The 13,723-nt window shown below is 68.5% G+C and carries 12 protein-coding genes; 6 read left to right on the plus strand and 6 right to left on the minus strand.

The features are described 5' to 3' along the window. Positions 1-32: 32 nt before the first annotated feature. The gene (locus IOD14_RS34515; protein WP_123988727.1) at positions 33-1,301 is read right to left on the minus strand and encodes an extracellular solute-binding protein; all 1,269 of its coding nucleotides are present in this window, start codon (positions 1,299-1,301) and stop codon (positions 33-35) included. A 363-nt stretch (positions 1,302-1,664) separates the two neighbouring features. Between IOD14_RS34515 and IOD14_RS34520 the strand changes: the two genes are divergently transcribed. Then, positions 1,665-2,699, plus strand: a complete 1,035-nt coding sequence (locus IOD14_RS34520) for a LacI family DNA-binding transcriptional regulator (RefSeq protein ID WP_280843768.1) — start codon at positions 1,665-1,667, stop codon at positions 2,697-2,699. A 131-nt stretch (positions 2,700-2,830) separates the two neighbouring features. Continuing rightward, positions 2,831-3,691 carry a phosphatase PAP2 family protein gene (locus IOD14_RS34525; protein ID WP_212672369.1) on the plus strand — a complete coding sequence of 287 codons (861 nt, stop codon included), beginning with the start codon at positions 2,831-2,833 and terminating at the stop codon, positions 3,689-3,691. On the opposite strand, the gene IOD14_RS34530 is transcribed toward IOD14_RS34525, so the two are convergent. Both IOD14_RS34530 and IOD14_RS34535 read right to left on the minus strand, forming a co-directional pair. After that, positions 3,679-6,666, minus strand: coding sequence for a bifunctional [glutamine synthetase] adenylyltransferase/[glutamine synthetase]-adenylyl-L-tyrosine phosphorylase (locus IOD14_RS34530; protein WP_212672370.1), 2,988 nt, complete (start codon positions 6,664-6,666; stop codon positions 3,679-3,681). The two genes, IOD14_RS34525 and IOD14_RS34530, sit on opposite strands and share 13 nt — an antisense overlap. A 577-nt stretch (positions 6,667-7,243) precedes the next feature. Continuing rightward, on the minus strand, positions 7,244-8,122 hold the full coding sequence (locus IOD14_RS34535; RefSeq protein ID WP_123988731.1) for a hypothetical protein: 879 nt from the start codon (positions 8,120-8,122) through the stop codon (positions 7,244-7,246). A 163-nt stretch (positions 8,123-8,285) separates the two neighbouring features. On the opposite strand from IOD14_RS34535, the gene IOD14_RS34540 reads away from it, so the two are divergent. The 3 genes from IOD14_RS34540 to IOD14_RS34550 are packed head-to-tail and all read left to right on the plus strand — an operon-like array spanning position 8,286 to position 10,022. Continuing rightward, on the plus strand, positions 8,286-9,032 hold the full coding sequence (locus tag IOD14_RS34540; protein WP_212672371.1) for a helix-turn-helix transcriptional regulator: 747 nt from the start codon (positions 8,286-8,288) through the stop codon (positions 9,030-9,032). After that, positions 9,032-9,541 (plus strand): pyridoxamine 5'-phosphate oxidase family protein, encoded by a 510-nt coding sequence (locus tag IOD14_RS34545; RefSeq protein ID WP_212672372.1) that lies wholly within the window; start codon positions 9,032-9,034, stop codon positions 9,539-9,541. Before IOD14_RS34540 ends, IOD14_RS34545 begins: the two co-directional genes overlap by 1 nt. Positions 9,542-9,581: 40 nt before the next feature. Then, positions 9,582-10,022, plus strand: a complete 441-nt coding sequence (locus IOD14_RS34550; protein ID WP_212672373.1) for a VOC family protein — start codon at positions 9,582-9,584, stop codon at positions 10,020-10,022. A 95-nt stretch (positions 10,023-10,117) separates the two neighbouring features. Here IOD14_RS34550 and IOD14_RS34555 read toward each other — a convergent pair whose 3' ends face one another. The 3 genes from IOD14_RS34555 to IOD14_RS34565 all read right to left on the minus strand — a co-directional run bounded on the left by IOD14_RS34555 (position 10,118) and on the right by IOD14_RS34565 (position 12,629). After that, the gene (locus tag IOD14_RS34555; RefSeq protein WP_212672374.1) at positions 10,118-10,360 is read right to left on the minus strand and encodes a hypothetical protein; all 243 of its coding nucleotides are present in this window, start codon (positions 10,358-10,360) and stop codon (positions 10,118-10,120) included. A 211-nt stretch (positions 10,361-10,571) separates the two neighbouring features. Further along, positions 10,572-10,706: a glutamine synthetase gene (locus IOD14_RS44585; protein ID WP_249126127.1), complete on the minus strand. Its 135-nt coding sequence runs from the start codon at positions 10,704-10,706 to the stop codon at positions 10,572-10,574. A 108-nt stretch (positions 10,707-10,814) separates the two neighbouring features. Continuing rightward, positions 10,815-12,629 (minus strand): AAA family ATPase, encoded by a 1,815-nt coding sequence (locus IOD14_RS34565; protein WP_212672375.1) that lies wholly within the window; start codon positions 12,627-12,629, stop codon positions 10,815-10,817. A gap of 255 nt (positions 12,630-12,884) precedes the next feature. On the opposite strand from IOD14_RS34565, the gene IOD14_RS34570 reads away from it, so the two are divergent. Next, positions 12,885-13,565 (plus strand): helix-turn-helix domain-containing protein, encoded by a 681-nt coding sequence (locus IOD14_RS34570; protein WP_249126128.1) that lies wholly within the window; start codon positions 12,885-12,887, stop codon positions 13,563-13,565. Positions 13,566-13,723: the final 158 nt, after the last annotated feature.

Genomic DNA, 13,723 nt, shown 5'->3' on the forward strand with positions numbered 1-13,723 from the left:
CCATGACCGGGAGATCCGGCGGCCACGCGGACTCACTTGCTGAAGTCCGGCACCAGCTTGGCGATGGCGGTCTCCGCGTTGCTCAGACCCTTGTCCAGGGACTCCTTGCCGCCGGCGACCTTGGGCAGCTCGGTGTCCAGCGGGCCCCACAGGGAGCTGTACTCGGGCAGGGCCGGGCGCGGCTGGGCGGCTGCGAGGACCGTGCCGTAGCCGGCGATGCCCGGGTCGGCCTTGACCTGGTCGGTGTAGGCGTCGTCGCGGGTGGGCAGCGTGGAGTTCTTCAGCGCGATGGTCGACTGGGACTTCGCGGAGGTCATGAAGTTGACGAACTTCAGCGCGGCCTTCTGGTGGGCGGCGTCCGAGCCGGCGTAGACCGAGAGGTTGTGGCCGCCGGTCGGGGCGCCCGCCTTGCCGGTGGAGCCGGCCGGGACGGTGGCGATGCCGAGGTTGGCCTTGTCCGCGAACGCGGAGCCCTTGTAGAAGTTGGTGATCTCCCACGGGCCCTGGATGATCGCGGCGACCTTGCCGTTGACGAACGCGTCCTGGATGTGGGCGTAGGCGTCGGCGGTGGTGTCGGCCTTGTGCAGGCCCTTGCCGGAGAAGAGGCTCAGCCAGGTGCCGTAGCCCTTCTTGGCGGCGGCCGAGTTCACGGTGATCTTCTTGGCGGAGGCGTCGACGGTGTCGGTGCCCTCGCCGTAGAGGAAGGTCTGCGCGTAGTAGGCCTGGGTGGAGCCCCAGTAGCCGTCGACGCCGGTCTTCGACTTGATCGTGGCGGCGGCGGCCTTCAGGTCGTCCCAGGTCTTGGGGGCCTCGACGCCGGCCTTCGCGAAGAGCTGCTTGTTGTAGACCAGGGCGAGGGTGTCGGTGACCAGCGGCACGCCGTAGGTCTTGCCGTCGTACTTGGCCTGCTCGATCAGGTTGGACTTGAACTTGGCCTGGTCGGCGAGGGCCTCGGTGCCGTCCAGCGGCAGGAAGTAGCCCTTCTTGGCGAAGGCCGGGGTCCAGCCGACCTCGGAGCGCAGCACGTCGGGGGCACCGCTCGCGCCGGCGGCGGTGTCGAACTTGTTCTGCGCCTGGTCGAAGGGGACGTTGACGTACTTGACCTTGATGTTCTTGTTGGCGGCCTCGAAGTCCTTGATCAGGGCCTTGTACGTCGGCGCCTCATTGGTGGCGTTGGAGGTGTCCCACCAGGTGATGGTGACCGGACCGTCGGCCTTGTCGCCGCTGTCGCTTCCGCCGCAGGCCGTCGCCGCGAGGGCGAACGACGCCACCAGCGCGGTGGCCGCTATGCCACGCCGCATGAGTTCTCCTTGAGGGTGAAAGCCCGTGTGGTGCGGGGAGAGAGGTCCCGTCTGCCCTCCCCGTCTGCCGACTGCGCCTTTGCGGCCGCCGGGCGAGTGGGAACGTAACAGCGATGCAAGGCTTGCGAAAGACCTTGCAGAAAAAAAGTGCAAGAGACCGCGGAAGTTACCCCGTCGTGACCCCTCGTCGACCGTCGCGAGACCCTTGTTTTACGGGCCTGAGCGGGACGACTACAGGTTGTGCAAGACTCTGCAAGCTCTTGCCATCCCCCTCCCTTGCGGGAATCATCCCCTTGCGGGACAAGGGGCGCCGACCAGAACAGAGGGACCGCGATGACGATACGGCCGGTACAGTCCGGTGCCGTGACCACACGGCTAGCCGACATCGCTGCTCAGGCGGGGGTGAGCGAAGCGACCGTCAGCCGCGTCCTCAACGGGAAGCCGGGTGTCGCCGCCACCACTCGACAGTCCGTGCTGGCCGCGCTCGACGTACTGGGCTACGAACGCCCGGTACGACTGCGGCAGCGCAGCGAGGGCCTGGTGGGCCTGATCACCCCGGAGCTGGAGAACCCGATATTCCCGGCGCTGGCCCAGGTCATCGGCCAGGCGCTGACCCGGCAGGGGTACACGCCCGTCCTCGCCACCCAGACCCCGGGCGGCTCCACGGAGGACGAGCTCACCGAGATGCTCGTCGACCGGGGCGTGGCGGGCATCATCTTCGTCTCCGGGCTGCACGCGGACACCTCCGCGGACATGCAGCGCTACGAGCAGCTGCGGGCGCAGGGCGTGCCCTTCGTGCTCGTGGACGGCTTCTCGCCGAAGGTGCAGGCGCCGTTCATCTCCCCCGACGACCGCGCGGCGATGTCGCTGGCGGTGACCCATCTGGTGTCGCTGGGGCACACCCGGATCGGCCTCGCGCTCGGCCCCAAGCGCTTCGTGCCGGTCCAGCGCAAGATCGAGGGCTTCGTCCGCACCATGCAGGACCAGCTCGGCCTGGCCGCGGCGACCGTCGAGGCGGACCTCGTCCAGCACTCCCTGTACACCCTGGAGGGTGGCCAGGCGGCCGCCACCGCCCTCATCGACCGTGACTGCACCGCGGTGGTGTGCGCGAGCGACATGATGGCGCTGGGCGCGATACGGGCGGCCCGGCAGCGGGGTCTGGAGGTGCCGCGGGACGTGTCGGTCGTGGGCTTCGACGACTCCCCGCTGATCGCCTTCACCGACCCGCCGCTGACGACGATCCGCAAGCCGGTGCCGGCCATGGGGCAGGCGGCGGTGCGCACGTTGCTGGAGGAGATCGGCGGAACGCCCGCGCCGCACAGTGAGTTCGTGTTCATGCCGGAGCTGGTGGTGCGGGGTTCGACGGCTTCGGCCCCTGGGGACCGCAGTCGTCCGTAAGGCGGAGAAACCGGGCTGTCGACAGTGCCCCGGTAGGAGAAAGTGACAGTCTTCCCGTTGTAGGACATGCGACCCGAACCCGACCGGAGGATGATCGGTGGGGTAAGGCGTCTCTGGCAGACTTTGTGTCTATGGGTGACTCGACCGTGACCAGTCTGGAAGACCGCGAGAATGCGGCCGCTCCTGACTCCCTCACGGCCGCGGACCGGCCGAATCTCCTTCGCCGGCTGCGCACCCCGCGCCGGCCTCGCCTGTGGTTCGAGATCCTGCTGATCGCGGTGAGTTACTGGACGTACTCGCTGATCCGCAACGCGGTGCCGGAGCAGAAGGCCGAGGCGCTGCGCAACGCCGACTGGATCTGGCGGATGGAGCACCATCTGGGCATCGCGGTCGAGGAGTCCGTGAACCACGCGGTGAACTCCGTGACTTGGCTCATCGTCGGGATGAACTACTACTACGCGACCCTGCACTTCATCGTGACCCTGAGTGTCCTGGTCTGGCTCTACCGCAGCCATCCCGGCCGCTACGCGGCGACCCGTCTGGTGCTCTTCGCGACCACCGGTGTGGCACTGGTCGGTTACTACCTGTACCCGCTGGCGCCCCCGCGGCTGATGACCGGCGGGAACTTCGTCGACACGGTCATGGTCCACCAGACCTGGGGCTCGATGGCCTCCGGCGATCTGAAGCACATGTCCAACCAGTACGCGGCGATGCCGTCCATGCACATCGGCTGGTCCCTGTGGTGCGGCCTGACGATCTTCGCGCTGGCGTCGGTGCCGTGGGTACGCGTTCTCGGCCTGCTCTACCCGGCGGCGACGCTCCTGGTCATCGTGGCCACCGCCAACCACTTCTGGCTCGACGCGGTGGGCGGCATCCTGTGCCTGCTGTTCGGCTTCGCGGTGGCACGGATCTGGTACGGGGCGCTGCCGTACGCCTTGCCGAAGGTCGTGCCGGACAAGAAGGGCACCCTGCGCGTTCCCTACGCCCCGTAGAACAGCTCCTCCACCACGCCCCGCGCCCGCCGGGCCGTGCGCCGGTAGTCGTCCAGCATGTCTCCGGCGTGCCCCGGCCCGTACCCCAGGTAGCGCCCCACCGCGGCGAGCTCACGGGCCTCCGTCGGAAACGTGTCCCCGGCCCGTCCCCGTACCAGCATCACCGCGTTGCGCACCCGGGTCGCCAGCACCCACGCCTCGTCGAGGACCTGGGCCTCGTCCGCGGAGACGAACCCGGCGTCCCGCGCCGCGGAGAGGGCCGCGCGGGTACGGGTCGTGCGCAGCTCCGCGACCCGCGCCCCGTGCCGCATCTGGAGCAGCTGGACCGTCCACTCGACGTCCGAGAGACCGCCGGGCCCCAGCTTGGTGTGCAGCTTCGGGTCGGCGCCGCGCGGCATCCGCTCGGACTCCATGCGCGCTTTCAGCCGCCGGATCTCACGTACGGCGTCGTCGCCGAGGCCCGCCGTCGGATAGCGCAGGGGGTCGATCAGTTCGACGAACCGGCGGCCCAACTCCTCGTCCCCGGCGACCGGTTCGGCCCGCAGCAACGCCTGTGACTCCCAGACCAGCGACCAGCGGCGGTAGTAGGCCGCGTACGAGGTCAGCGTGCGCACCAGCGGCCCGGACTTGCCCTCGGGGCGCAGGTCGGCGTCGATGAGCAGCGGTGGGTCGGCGCTCGAGATCTGGAGCAGGCGGCGCATCTCGGAGACGACCTTGTTGGCGGCCTCGGAGGCCTCCCGCTCCTCGACGCCCTCGCGCGGCTCGTGGACGAACAGGACGTCCGCGTCGGAGCCGTAGCCGAGTTCGTGACCGCCGAAGCGGCCCATGCCGATCACGGCGAACCGGGTCGGCAGGGTGTCGCCCCAGCCCTCCCGGACGACCGCGCGCAGGGTGCCGGCGAGGGTCGCCGCGGTCAGGTCGGACACGGCGGCGCCGACGCGCTCCACCAGGGCGCCCTGGTCCGGCTCGGCCGGCTGGGTCTCGGTGCCGTAGGAGCCGACGATGTCCGCGGCAGCCGTACGGAAGAGTTCGCGGCGGCGGACGCCACGGGCCGCCGTGACGCCCTGGACGGCGCCCTCCGCGCGGCCGACCGCGGCGAGGATCTCCTGTTCGAGACCGGCCCGCCCGCGCGGATCCAGTCCGCCGCCGTCGCCGTCCCCCAGGAGGGCCACGGCTTCCGGTGCGCGCATCAGCAGATCGGGGGCGAGGCGTCCGGCGGACAGGACGCGTGCGAGGTTCTCGGCGGCGGCGCCCTCGTCCCTCAGCAGCCGCAGATACCAGGGCGTCTTGCCCAACGCGTCCGACACCTTGCGGAAGTTGAGCAGCCCGGCGTCGGGGTCGGCGGAGTCGGCGAACCAACCCAGCAGGACCGGAAGGAGAGTTCGCTGGATGGCGGCCTTGCGGGTGACACCGGAGGCGAGGGCCTCCAGGTGCCTGAGTGCGGAGGCCGGGTCGGCGTACCCGAGCGCGACCAGCCGCTCCCGGGCCGCCCCGGCGCTCAACCTGATCTCCCCGGCCCCGAGTTGGGCCACGGCGTCCAGCAGCGGCCGGTAGAACAGCTTCTCGTGCAGTCGTCGTACGACGGAGGAGTGCCGCTTCCACTCGCGGTTCAGCTCGGTCACCGGGTCGGCGCGCAGGCCGAGGGAGCGGCCGAGGCGGCGCAGGTCGGTGTCGTCCTCGGGGACGAGGTGGGTGCGGCGCAGCCGGTAGAGCTGGATGCGGTGCTCCATGGAGCGCAGGAAACGGTAGGCCTCGTCGAGCTGGGCGGCGTCGGCGCGGCCGACGTAGCCGCCCGCGGCGAGGGCCTGCAGGGCCTTCAGCGTGGTGCCGCTGCGCAGCGAACCGTCCTCGCGGCCGTGCACCAACTGCAGGAGCTGCACGGCGAACTCGACGTCCCTGAGACCGCCGGGGCCGAGCTTGAGCTGCCGGTCGAGCTCGGCGACGGGGATGTTCTCGACGACCCGGCGCCGCATCTTCTGCACGTCGGCGACGAAGTTCTCGCGCTCGGCGGCCTTCCAGACGAGGGGTTCGAGCGCCTCGACGTAGCTCTCGCCCAGCTCGATGTCACCGGCGACCGGGCGGGCCTTGAGCAGGGCCTGGAACTCCCAGGTCTTGGCCCAGCGCTGGTAGTAGGCGAGGTGGGAGGAGAGGGTGCGCACGAGCGGGCCGTTGCGGCCCTCGGGCCGCAGGTTGGCGTCGACGGGCCAGATGGAACCCTCGACGGTGGTCTCGGAGCAGACACGCATCATGTGCGAGGCGAGCTTGGTCGCGGCGCGCAGCGCCTTGCCCTCGTCGGCCCCGTCGACGGCCTCGCCCACGAAGATCACGTCGACGTCGGAGACGTAGTTCAGCTCGTGGCCACCGCACTTGCCCATCGCGATCACCGCGAGCCGGCACAGCGCCGCGTCCTCGGGGGCGGCCGTCCGCGCTATGGCGAGGGCCGCGCGCAGGGTCGCGGTGGCGAGGTCGGCGAGCTCGGCGGCGGTCTCGGCGAGGTCGGTGGTGCCGCACACGTCACGGGCGGCGATGGACAGCAGACAGCGGCGGTAGGCGACGCGCAAGGAGACGGGGTCGGTGGCCTCGGCGAGCCCGCGCTCGAACTCCTCCACACCGGGATGGAGGTCGCGCGGCTCGTAGGTGACGAGGGCCTGCCAGTCGCCGGGGTGCCGGGCGAGATGCTCGGCGAGCGCGGCGGACGCGCCGAGCACCCCGAGCAGCCGGTCGCGGAACGGCTTCGCCGCTATCACCGTGTCGAGCAGCTCCCGGTCGGGCTGCGCCTCCAGCAGCCGTACGAGACCGTGCAGCGCGAGATCGGGGTCGGCGGTCGCGCCGAGCGCCTCCAGCAGCACCGGGTCATTGCGTACGGCGCTCAGCTCCGCGCTCTCCAGCAGCCGCTCGGCGGCCGACGGATCGGTGAAGCCGTGCCGCAACAGCCGCGAGAAGGTACTGCTCCTGCGCCCCGGCGCCGCGGTCATCCCCGGCCTCCTGTCCGATCTAGGTCGTGTCGATCGAGCGTAACCGGAGAGCGGGGGATGAGCGCCGGGGAGCGGGTGGGGGGATTTCGGGGTGGGGGCGGGTGGGGATTTTCGGGTGGGGGCTCGGGGGGCGGCCGGGGATTGTTGGGTGGGGCTCGGGGGGGCGGCCGGGTGTGGATGGGTCCCGCGGCTGGGTGCGAGGCGTGGACGGGGATCTGCGGCTGGGGTCCGGGGCGTGGGTGAGGCGTTCCAGGCCGAGGGAGCAAGCGGGGTGTGGACGGTGAAATCCCGGCCGGGGCCCAGCGGGGGCGTGGAGGGTGGGTTCCCGGCCGGGGCCCAGCGGGGGCGTGGAGGGTGGGTTCCCGGGCAGGGCCCAGCGGGGCCGCGGACAGTGGGCTCCCGGCCAGGGCCCGGGGGCCGCGGACAGTGGGCTCCCGGCCAGGGGTCCCCCTGGGGAGCGGGCGGGGGAATCCCAGCCGGGGCTGTGGTGAGGCGCGGACGGGTGCTGGCCGGCTGGAGCAGCGGGTCGGGTCGGCGCGGGCAGGGGAAACCGGGCCCGGTGTCGCGTCAGGGGGTGTCAGTGGACCACCACCACCGTTGTCGGGCGGGACGGGTCCGTGAGGATGTTGTCGCCCGGGACGGGGGTGTGGGTGGGGGTGCCGTCGGTGGGGGGCGGTAGCTCGGCCACCGGGGCCGCGGGGCCGGCGACCGGTATCTCGACCCACCACACGGTGCCCCGGTTCACCCCGCCGGGCATGGAGACGTACTGGACGTCGAGGCACCGCTCCCGCAACCGCGCGAGGACCTCCGCGACGTCCGTGCCCGACTCGACCTCCGGGAGGACGACGTACCGGTTCACGCCCGGTTCGACGTCCTCGCACGCGCGCTCGTCCGGCGGGGGCGTGACCTGCCCCGGCCGGCTCCCGCGCGGTCCGGACAGGGTGAGGTGGACGCGTTCCACGGCCCCCGCCTTCGTCGCGTCCACACGGATCGTCCCGCCGCGCAGCCACTGCACCGGGTGACCGTCGAGCTCGGCCAGCGCCCAGTCACCGGTGTCGACGAGGTAGGCGCTCTCGATCGCCACGTCGTCCGGCGGCGGCAGCAGACGCATCGCGTCCCGCGCGGCCCGCTGACCCTGTGGCCAGTGCCGGAGCACCACGAGCAGCTTGCCCGGGGTCCGGTCGAAGGGGTACGCGCGGCCGCCGGTCACGGCGCGGTCCCCGGCCCGGGTGACCGCCGTACGGGACACGCCGGCGACCTCGATGTCACCCCGGGCACCCAGCGTGAACCGTACGGACGAGAACGCGGCGTCGGCCCGCGCGCCGGCCGCGCCGGAGGTGGTCGACGCGTCGCAGCCGGTGGCCGGCAGGGCGAGGACCAGGGGGACGGCGGCCGCGACGAGCACCGCGTGCCGGTGCGCGCGGCCGTCAGGACGATGGTGCGGATGTGAGCGCATGGGCTGCCTCCGTGACTCCGGGCGGCCGAGCCGGTCGCCCGATGACGAGCGTGCGCGCTGCCACGCCGCCCGCCCATTCGCCATTTGGCGAATCCCGGGGCGGCGCGAACGGGCCCGGCGTAGCGTCGAGTCAGCGCCCGTACTTCGGCCCGGGGAGGCCGACATGACCCCACCCCGCACCACCGCCGAGGCCCATCTGCGCCGCATGGCGGACCTGTTGGAGGAGGCCCGGCAGGATCTCGACGGGGGCGGGGTGCCCCCGAAGTGCCTGCTGCCGGGACTGATGCGGCTGATTCCGTGCGACGCGGCGAGCTTCTGCGAGCTGGACATCCCGACCAGGAGGGAGCTCAACGCCCAGGCGATCGGCGACGAGGACGAGGCCGAGGACGACATGGACGGGTACTGGACCTGGCGCCATCAGCACACCCAGTGCCTCCAGGTCTGCAGGCCGCACGACGTTCCCGAGACGACACAGATGGCGGACTTCCGCTCGGTGCGCGAGCTGCGGAGCCTGCCGATCTACACGGAGTTCCTCGCCCCGCACCCGACCATCGCGTCCGTCGCGCTGTCGACCGCGCCGAACCGCACCCGGGTCTTCCAGTTCTTCCGCGAGGACAGGAATGCCTTCACCGACCACGAGATGACCACCCTGCGCATGCTGGCCCCCCACCTGTACGACCTCTACAAGGTCGCGGCCCGCCGACGCCGGCAGCCCGTCCGCCTCACCCACCGCGAACTGGACGTGCTGCGCTGCGTGGCGGTCGGCATGAGCACCGCGCAGATCGCCGAACAGCTCGTGGTCTCCCCCAGCACCGTTCGCAAGCATCTGGAGAACGCCTTCGGCAGACTGGGGGTGTCGAGCCGGACCGCCGCGGTGGCCCGGGTGTTCCCCGAGCCGGAGGCTCTGTGATGACCGAGAAGGAACCCGAGACCCACCTCGACCCGCGCTACAGCGACCCCGACGCGACAGCGCACTCCTGGGCCGACGCGGAGTCGCTGCTGGCCTCCGCCGAGCTGTTCTGGATCTCGACGGTACGGCCGGACGGGCGCCCGCACGTCACACCGCTGCCTGCCGTGTGGGCGCACGGCGCACTGCACTTCTGCACCGGCCCGGAGGAGCGCAAGGCGAAGAACCTCGCGCACAACGTGCACGTGACGCTGACGACCGGCACCAACATCTGGGACAAGGGCTACGACCTGGTGGTGGAGGGCGAGGCGGTGCGGGTCTCCGACGACACGAGGCTGCGTGAACTGGCCGCCGCGTGGGAGGCGAAGTACGGCGACTTCTGGCGCTTCGAGGTGCGGGACGGCTACTTCCATCACGGACCGGGACACGCTGTCGTCTATGCGGTGGCGCCGCGCACCGTTTTCGGCTTCGGTAAGGGACAGCCGTTCAGCCAGACGCGGTGGCGCTTCTGAGAACGGCCCGATGCACCGACGTCGACAAGGGAGTCACGCCATGGACATGAGCCTCGAAGTCATCCTGCTGCCGGTCACGGACGTGGACCGCGCGAAGGAGTTCTACCGCGACAAGGTCGGCTTCCACGTGGATCTGGACGGCGAGGTGATGGAGGGCGTCCGCATCTGCCAGCTGACCCCGCCCGGATCCGGCTGTTCCATCGCCCTGGTGGACGGCCTCCAAGTCCCGACGGGAACCCCACAGCCCGGGACGTACCACGGCATGCAGCTGTGCGTGACGGACGCGAAGGCGGCGTACGAGGAGCTCACCTCCCGCGGCCTGGACGTGAGCGAGCCGGTCCAGTTCGCCCCGCAGGACGGCGCCACCTTCATGTACTTCAAGGACCCGGACGGCAACGGCTGGGCGATCCAGGAGTACAAGCGCCGGGAGACCGAGCCCCTGCACCAGGTGCTCGCGCAGCTGGCCCGGCAGCAGGGGTAGCGGGGACAGCGGGACGGCACGGGAAAGCCGCGGCTCCTCGGTGCCGCGGCGGTCGTGTCCTGTCCTGCTGTCCACGCCCGTGGAGTGCGGGCTGCTCAGTTCTGTCCGGGCGGTGCGTGGCCCGAGGGGTTCTGGTTCTCGGTTTCCTGGGTGAGTCCGTTGCCGCCGCAGCTCGGCTGCTGTCCTCCGGGCTGGTGGCCTCCGTTGTTGGTGCACTGCGTGTCGACCGGCTGGATCTTGGCATCGGCCAAGCCCGCGCCGCCGAGGCTCAGTGCGCAGACGGCGGCACCGGCGCCCAGCGCCATGGCGATCCGCCTCACCGGGGCTCTGCTTGTCATTCCGCTCAGCCTCCTGTGTCGATCGGGCCGTGCGGCAGTGCGGTGTCGAACTGTCGCGTCTCGACCTCACGCTTCTCGCCGAAATGGTGCAAGTCAACACAAAAAGCACATCTTTTTCCGGCAACAGGGACCACACACGACTCCGGGCCGACGGCACCATGCCGCCGGCCCGGACGCCGTTCCTACCGAGGAGAAACCCAGCGCTCCCGCCCTACAGCACCGGCAGGTTCTTCCGCAGCTCGAAGGCCGTGACCTCGCTGCGGTACTCCTCCCACTCCTGCCGCTTGTTGCGCAGGAAGTGACGGCGGCCCGGGGCGACCTCAGGCGATCGACGTCTGCGCAGCACTGACCTGAGATCGAACGGCCGTCATTGGTCGTTGTTGGTCGCTGTGGGCCACCCTTCGACGGCCCACAGACGGCCCGGCGCCGAGGCCAGCAGATGACCATCCGGGCCTCACTCCGAAGAGACGTTGAGCGGGGATAGGCAACGCCTGATGTGCTCCCGTGCCCGGTCTCCCCTGTGCGCCCCTGCCGCCAGCGCAGCGGTCAGCCAAGCTGGCCCTTTAGCAACACCCAAAGTCGGAGCGAACTTCTCAAGTACACCCACCCTCACAAGCACAATTCCGAGTTCATCCAGACGCTTCATTAGCTGCTCCGCCGCGACAGCAGACTGCCCCTCAAACGCCGCTTCGCCGAATTTCTTGAGTAGGCTCCATGGGCTTTCTTGCGCTCGAATTTGAGCCAGAACCTCGCGTTTTGCATCGTCACTATATTTCTCATCCTCTCTCCCTGCGAAAACAGACTGCACCGCCGCGATCACATCACGCAGAGTAGCCGGATTTCGAGACCCCCGAAAAGACTGGGTCGCGACTCTATAGTCACGCTTCAGCAGATTCCAGTCGACGCCATACGCTTCGACCAATCGAGAAATGGTCACCTCGTCGTTCAAAATGTCAATATCAGGAACCGCAACAACTGGGACATGGATGGCTCGCAGCGCCTTAACCAGCTTATAGATTGCCGCCTTACCGTACGACGGAACGAATAGAACATCGCTGGCCGGAATCGGCACATTCGCCCGAGGTTCATATTCATTGAGCGCAGCTGCATAGAACCGGCAATCCTGATCGGCCTCGGCAACAACAGTAAGCCGATGAAAGAGAGAATCCAGCGTATTCGTGTACCTCAACAACGGGTCACCCCAAAGCTCCCGAACATCCTCAACGGCAAGCTGATGAGCCCGCGAGGTACCCTCCAGGGTTCTATCGAGACGGACAATGGAAACCTCCGAGTCGGAGGCCAGGAGCCCGGTCAGGAGATTTTTATCATGCGTCGCTAGAATCACTTGAATCCCCTTCCTCTTTGCAAGGCTACCCAGGATTCTCCCGAGGGCGGTGGCCTGTGGCGGATGAAGGAAAGCTTCCGGTTCGTCAATCAGGACAATGGGATGTTCGGCAGTCACAATGGGGAGGATGAGCGCGATCAAACTTTTGATCCCATCCCCCTGTTCCATTAGCGGCGGAAGGCTCGCAACCTCCTTTCGATATTCTGACGAGATAGCATCGGCAGGGGGTGCAGAAATCGCCACCCTTCCTACACGCAACTGAATCATTCGAGCCAACGTGTCTAGCGTCAAGTCAAGACGAAATACTTCACGACAGATTTCTCGCACTTCAGTCAACATCTGCACCGAGTCCTCTAGGTGGTGCATCACATTTTTCGGAGGCGTTTCTACAGACTCCCTCATCTCCTGGGGCTGAATAGCTCCTACCCGCTCCCACGGGTCCGCAAATAGCATGAATGAACTCACCAAGGGCAAGAGCCTATCTACTCGCCCTTGATCCATTTCACCGAATTGCCGAACATGATGTTCATGCGCACCTCCATGCCCCTGCGTACCAAACCAAAGCAATCCGTTTTGCATGTACACATTCCCATGCGCAAGGAGCCACGCGCAAAGATCTCTGGAAGTACCCGAGACATTAAAACGAATGTCTGTTACAAGCCGCCAGCGAGCCGGCCCTACCGCCTCACCGGCATTTCGCGAAGAGAGGGCTGAAATCTGCTTGAGCAACGTCGACTTGCCAACATTATTGCCACCTACTACTACTGTCACGCCACGCGATGGCGGATTCAAAGTGAGACCATTTTCGAGCGTGACGGATGCGATAGAAAGTGCGAACTTGTCAGCCTCTCCACCACTCAGGTTTGCGGGAATAACCACGTTCTCCATCGGCAGCCTGCCCTTCTTCTGCAGTGAGGTGAACATCTTACTGAGCCGCGTAGGAGTGGGGCGCGGAAATATAATTCTAGTGATCGAATATCGAACGAAGGACCTGCGTACTGCCTAGCCACTGCTGCATGTCGGTTCCTGGCGGCGGTGACCCGGACACTGTGTCCGGGTCACCGCCGCCAGGAACCGACATTCTTGTTCAGCCAAGCAACAAGCGAGGCCAACTACCTGCCCCGTCAACAGCTCTGTACCGTGAGACAGGCCCCTACAACCCGCAGGAGGCAGCACGTAATGCGTGGTCTTGGAGATCACCTCAGCATCGGCGAGCGCATCGCGTTCTACCGGAAGCGTCGCGGCTACACGCAAGAGGTGCTCGCCGGTCTGGTCGGGCGTAGCACGGACTGGTTGGCGAAGATCGAGACGGGGCGCCGGAAGCCTCCCCGGATCGACATGCTCGCGGAGCTGTCGCGCATCCTGCGCGTGCCCCTGGGAGATTTGCTCGGTCAGACCGTGCTCATGGAAGACGAGAAACAGCAGGACGACGTCCCAGCCGTGCGTGACGCGCTCATGAGCCCGCGCCGGCTGTCTCGTCTGCTCTTCGGTCCCGAGGCTGAGGTGCAACTCCCTACGCCGGCGCCCGTGGCCGTGCGTGTGGAGCAGGCCTGGAACGACTACCAGGGCGGGCAGCTCGGCAGCGTCATCGCCGCACTTCCCGCGCTCCTCCAGACCGCGCAAGAGCTGGAGGAGCGAGCGGCACGGCGCGGCGCGGACCGTAGCGACTGCTGGGCAGTGTCGGCCCGCACCCACCACCTTGCAGCAACGACGCTCGCAAAGATCAACTACCTCGGACACAACGATCCGGGGTTCACGCTCCGCGTCTACACGCACCTCATGCCGAGTAGCGACGCACGGGCCCGGAAGGCCGTGGACGGCCTGTACGAAGGTAATGCTTCAACGCCCTGCGTCCCCTGACTGGCTCCCCGCGGGTAGGAGCCTCCGCCAGTCGAACTCGACGGAGGCTCCTAGGCATCGGCCGCGGCGATCGCCATTGGTGGCATGGTGCGAGCACCGCATTAGGAGTTCGATCACGCCCCCTCCCGGCTACTGCCGTTGCTCTGTGGGGCGTCAAC

The sequence above is a fragment of the Streptomyces sp. A2-16 genome (assembly GCF_018128905.1).
In the GTDB taxonomy this organism is placed as follows: domain Bacteria; phylum Actinomycetota; class Actinomycetes; order Streptomycetales; family Streptomycetaceae; genus Streptomyces.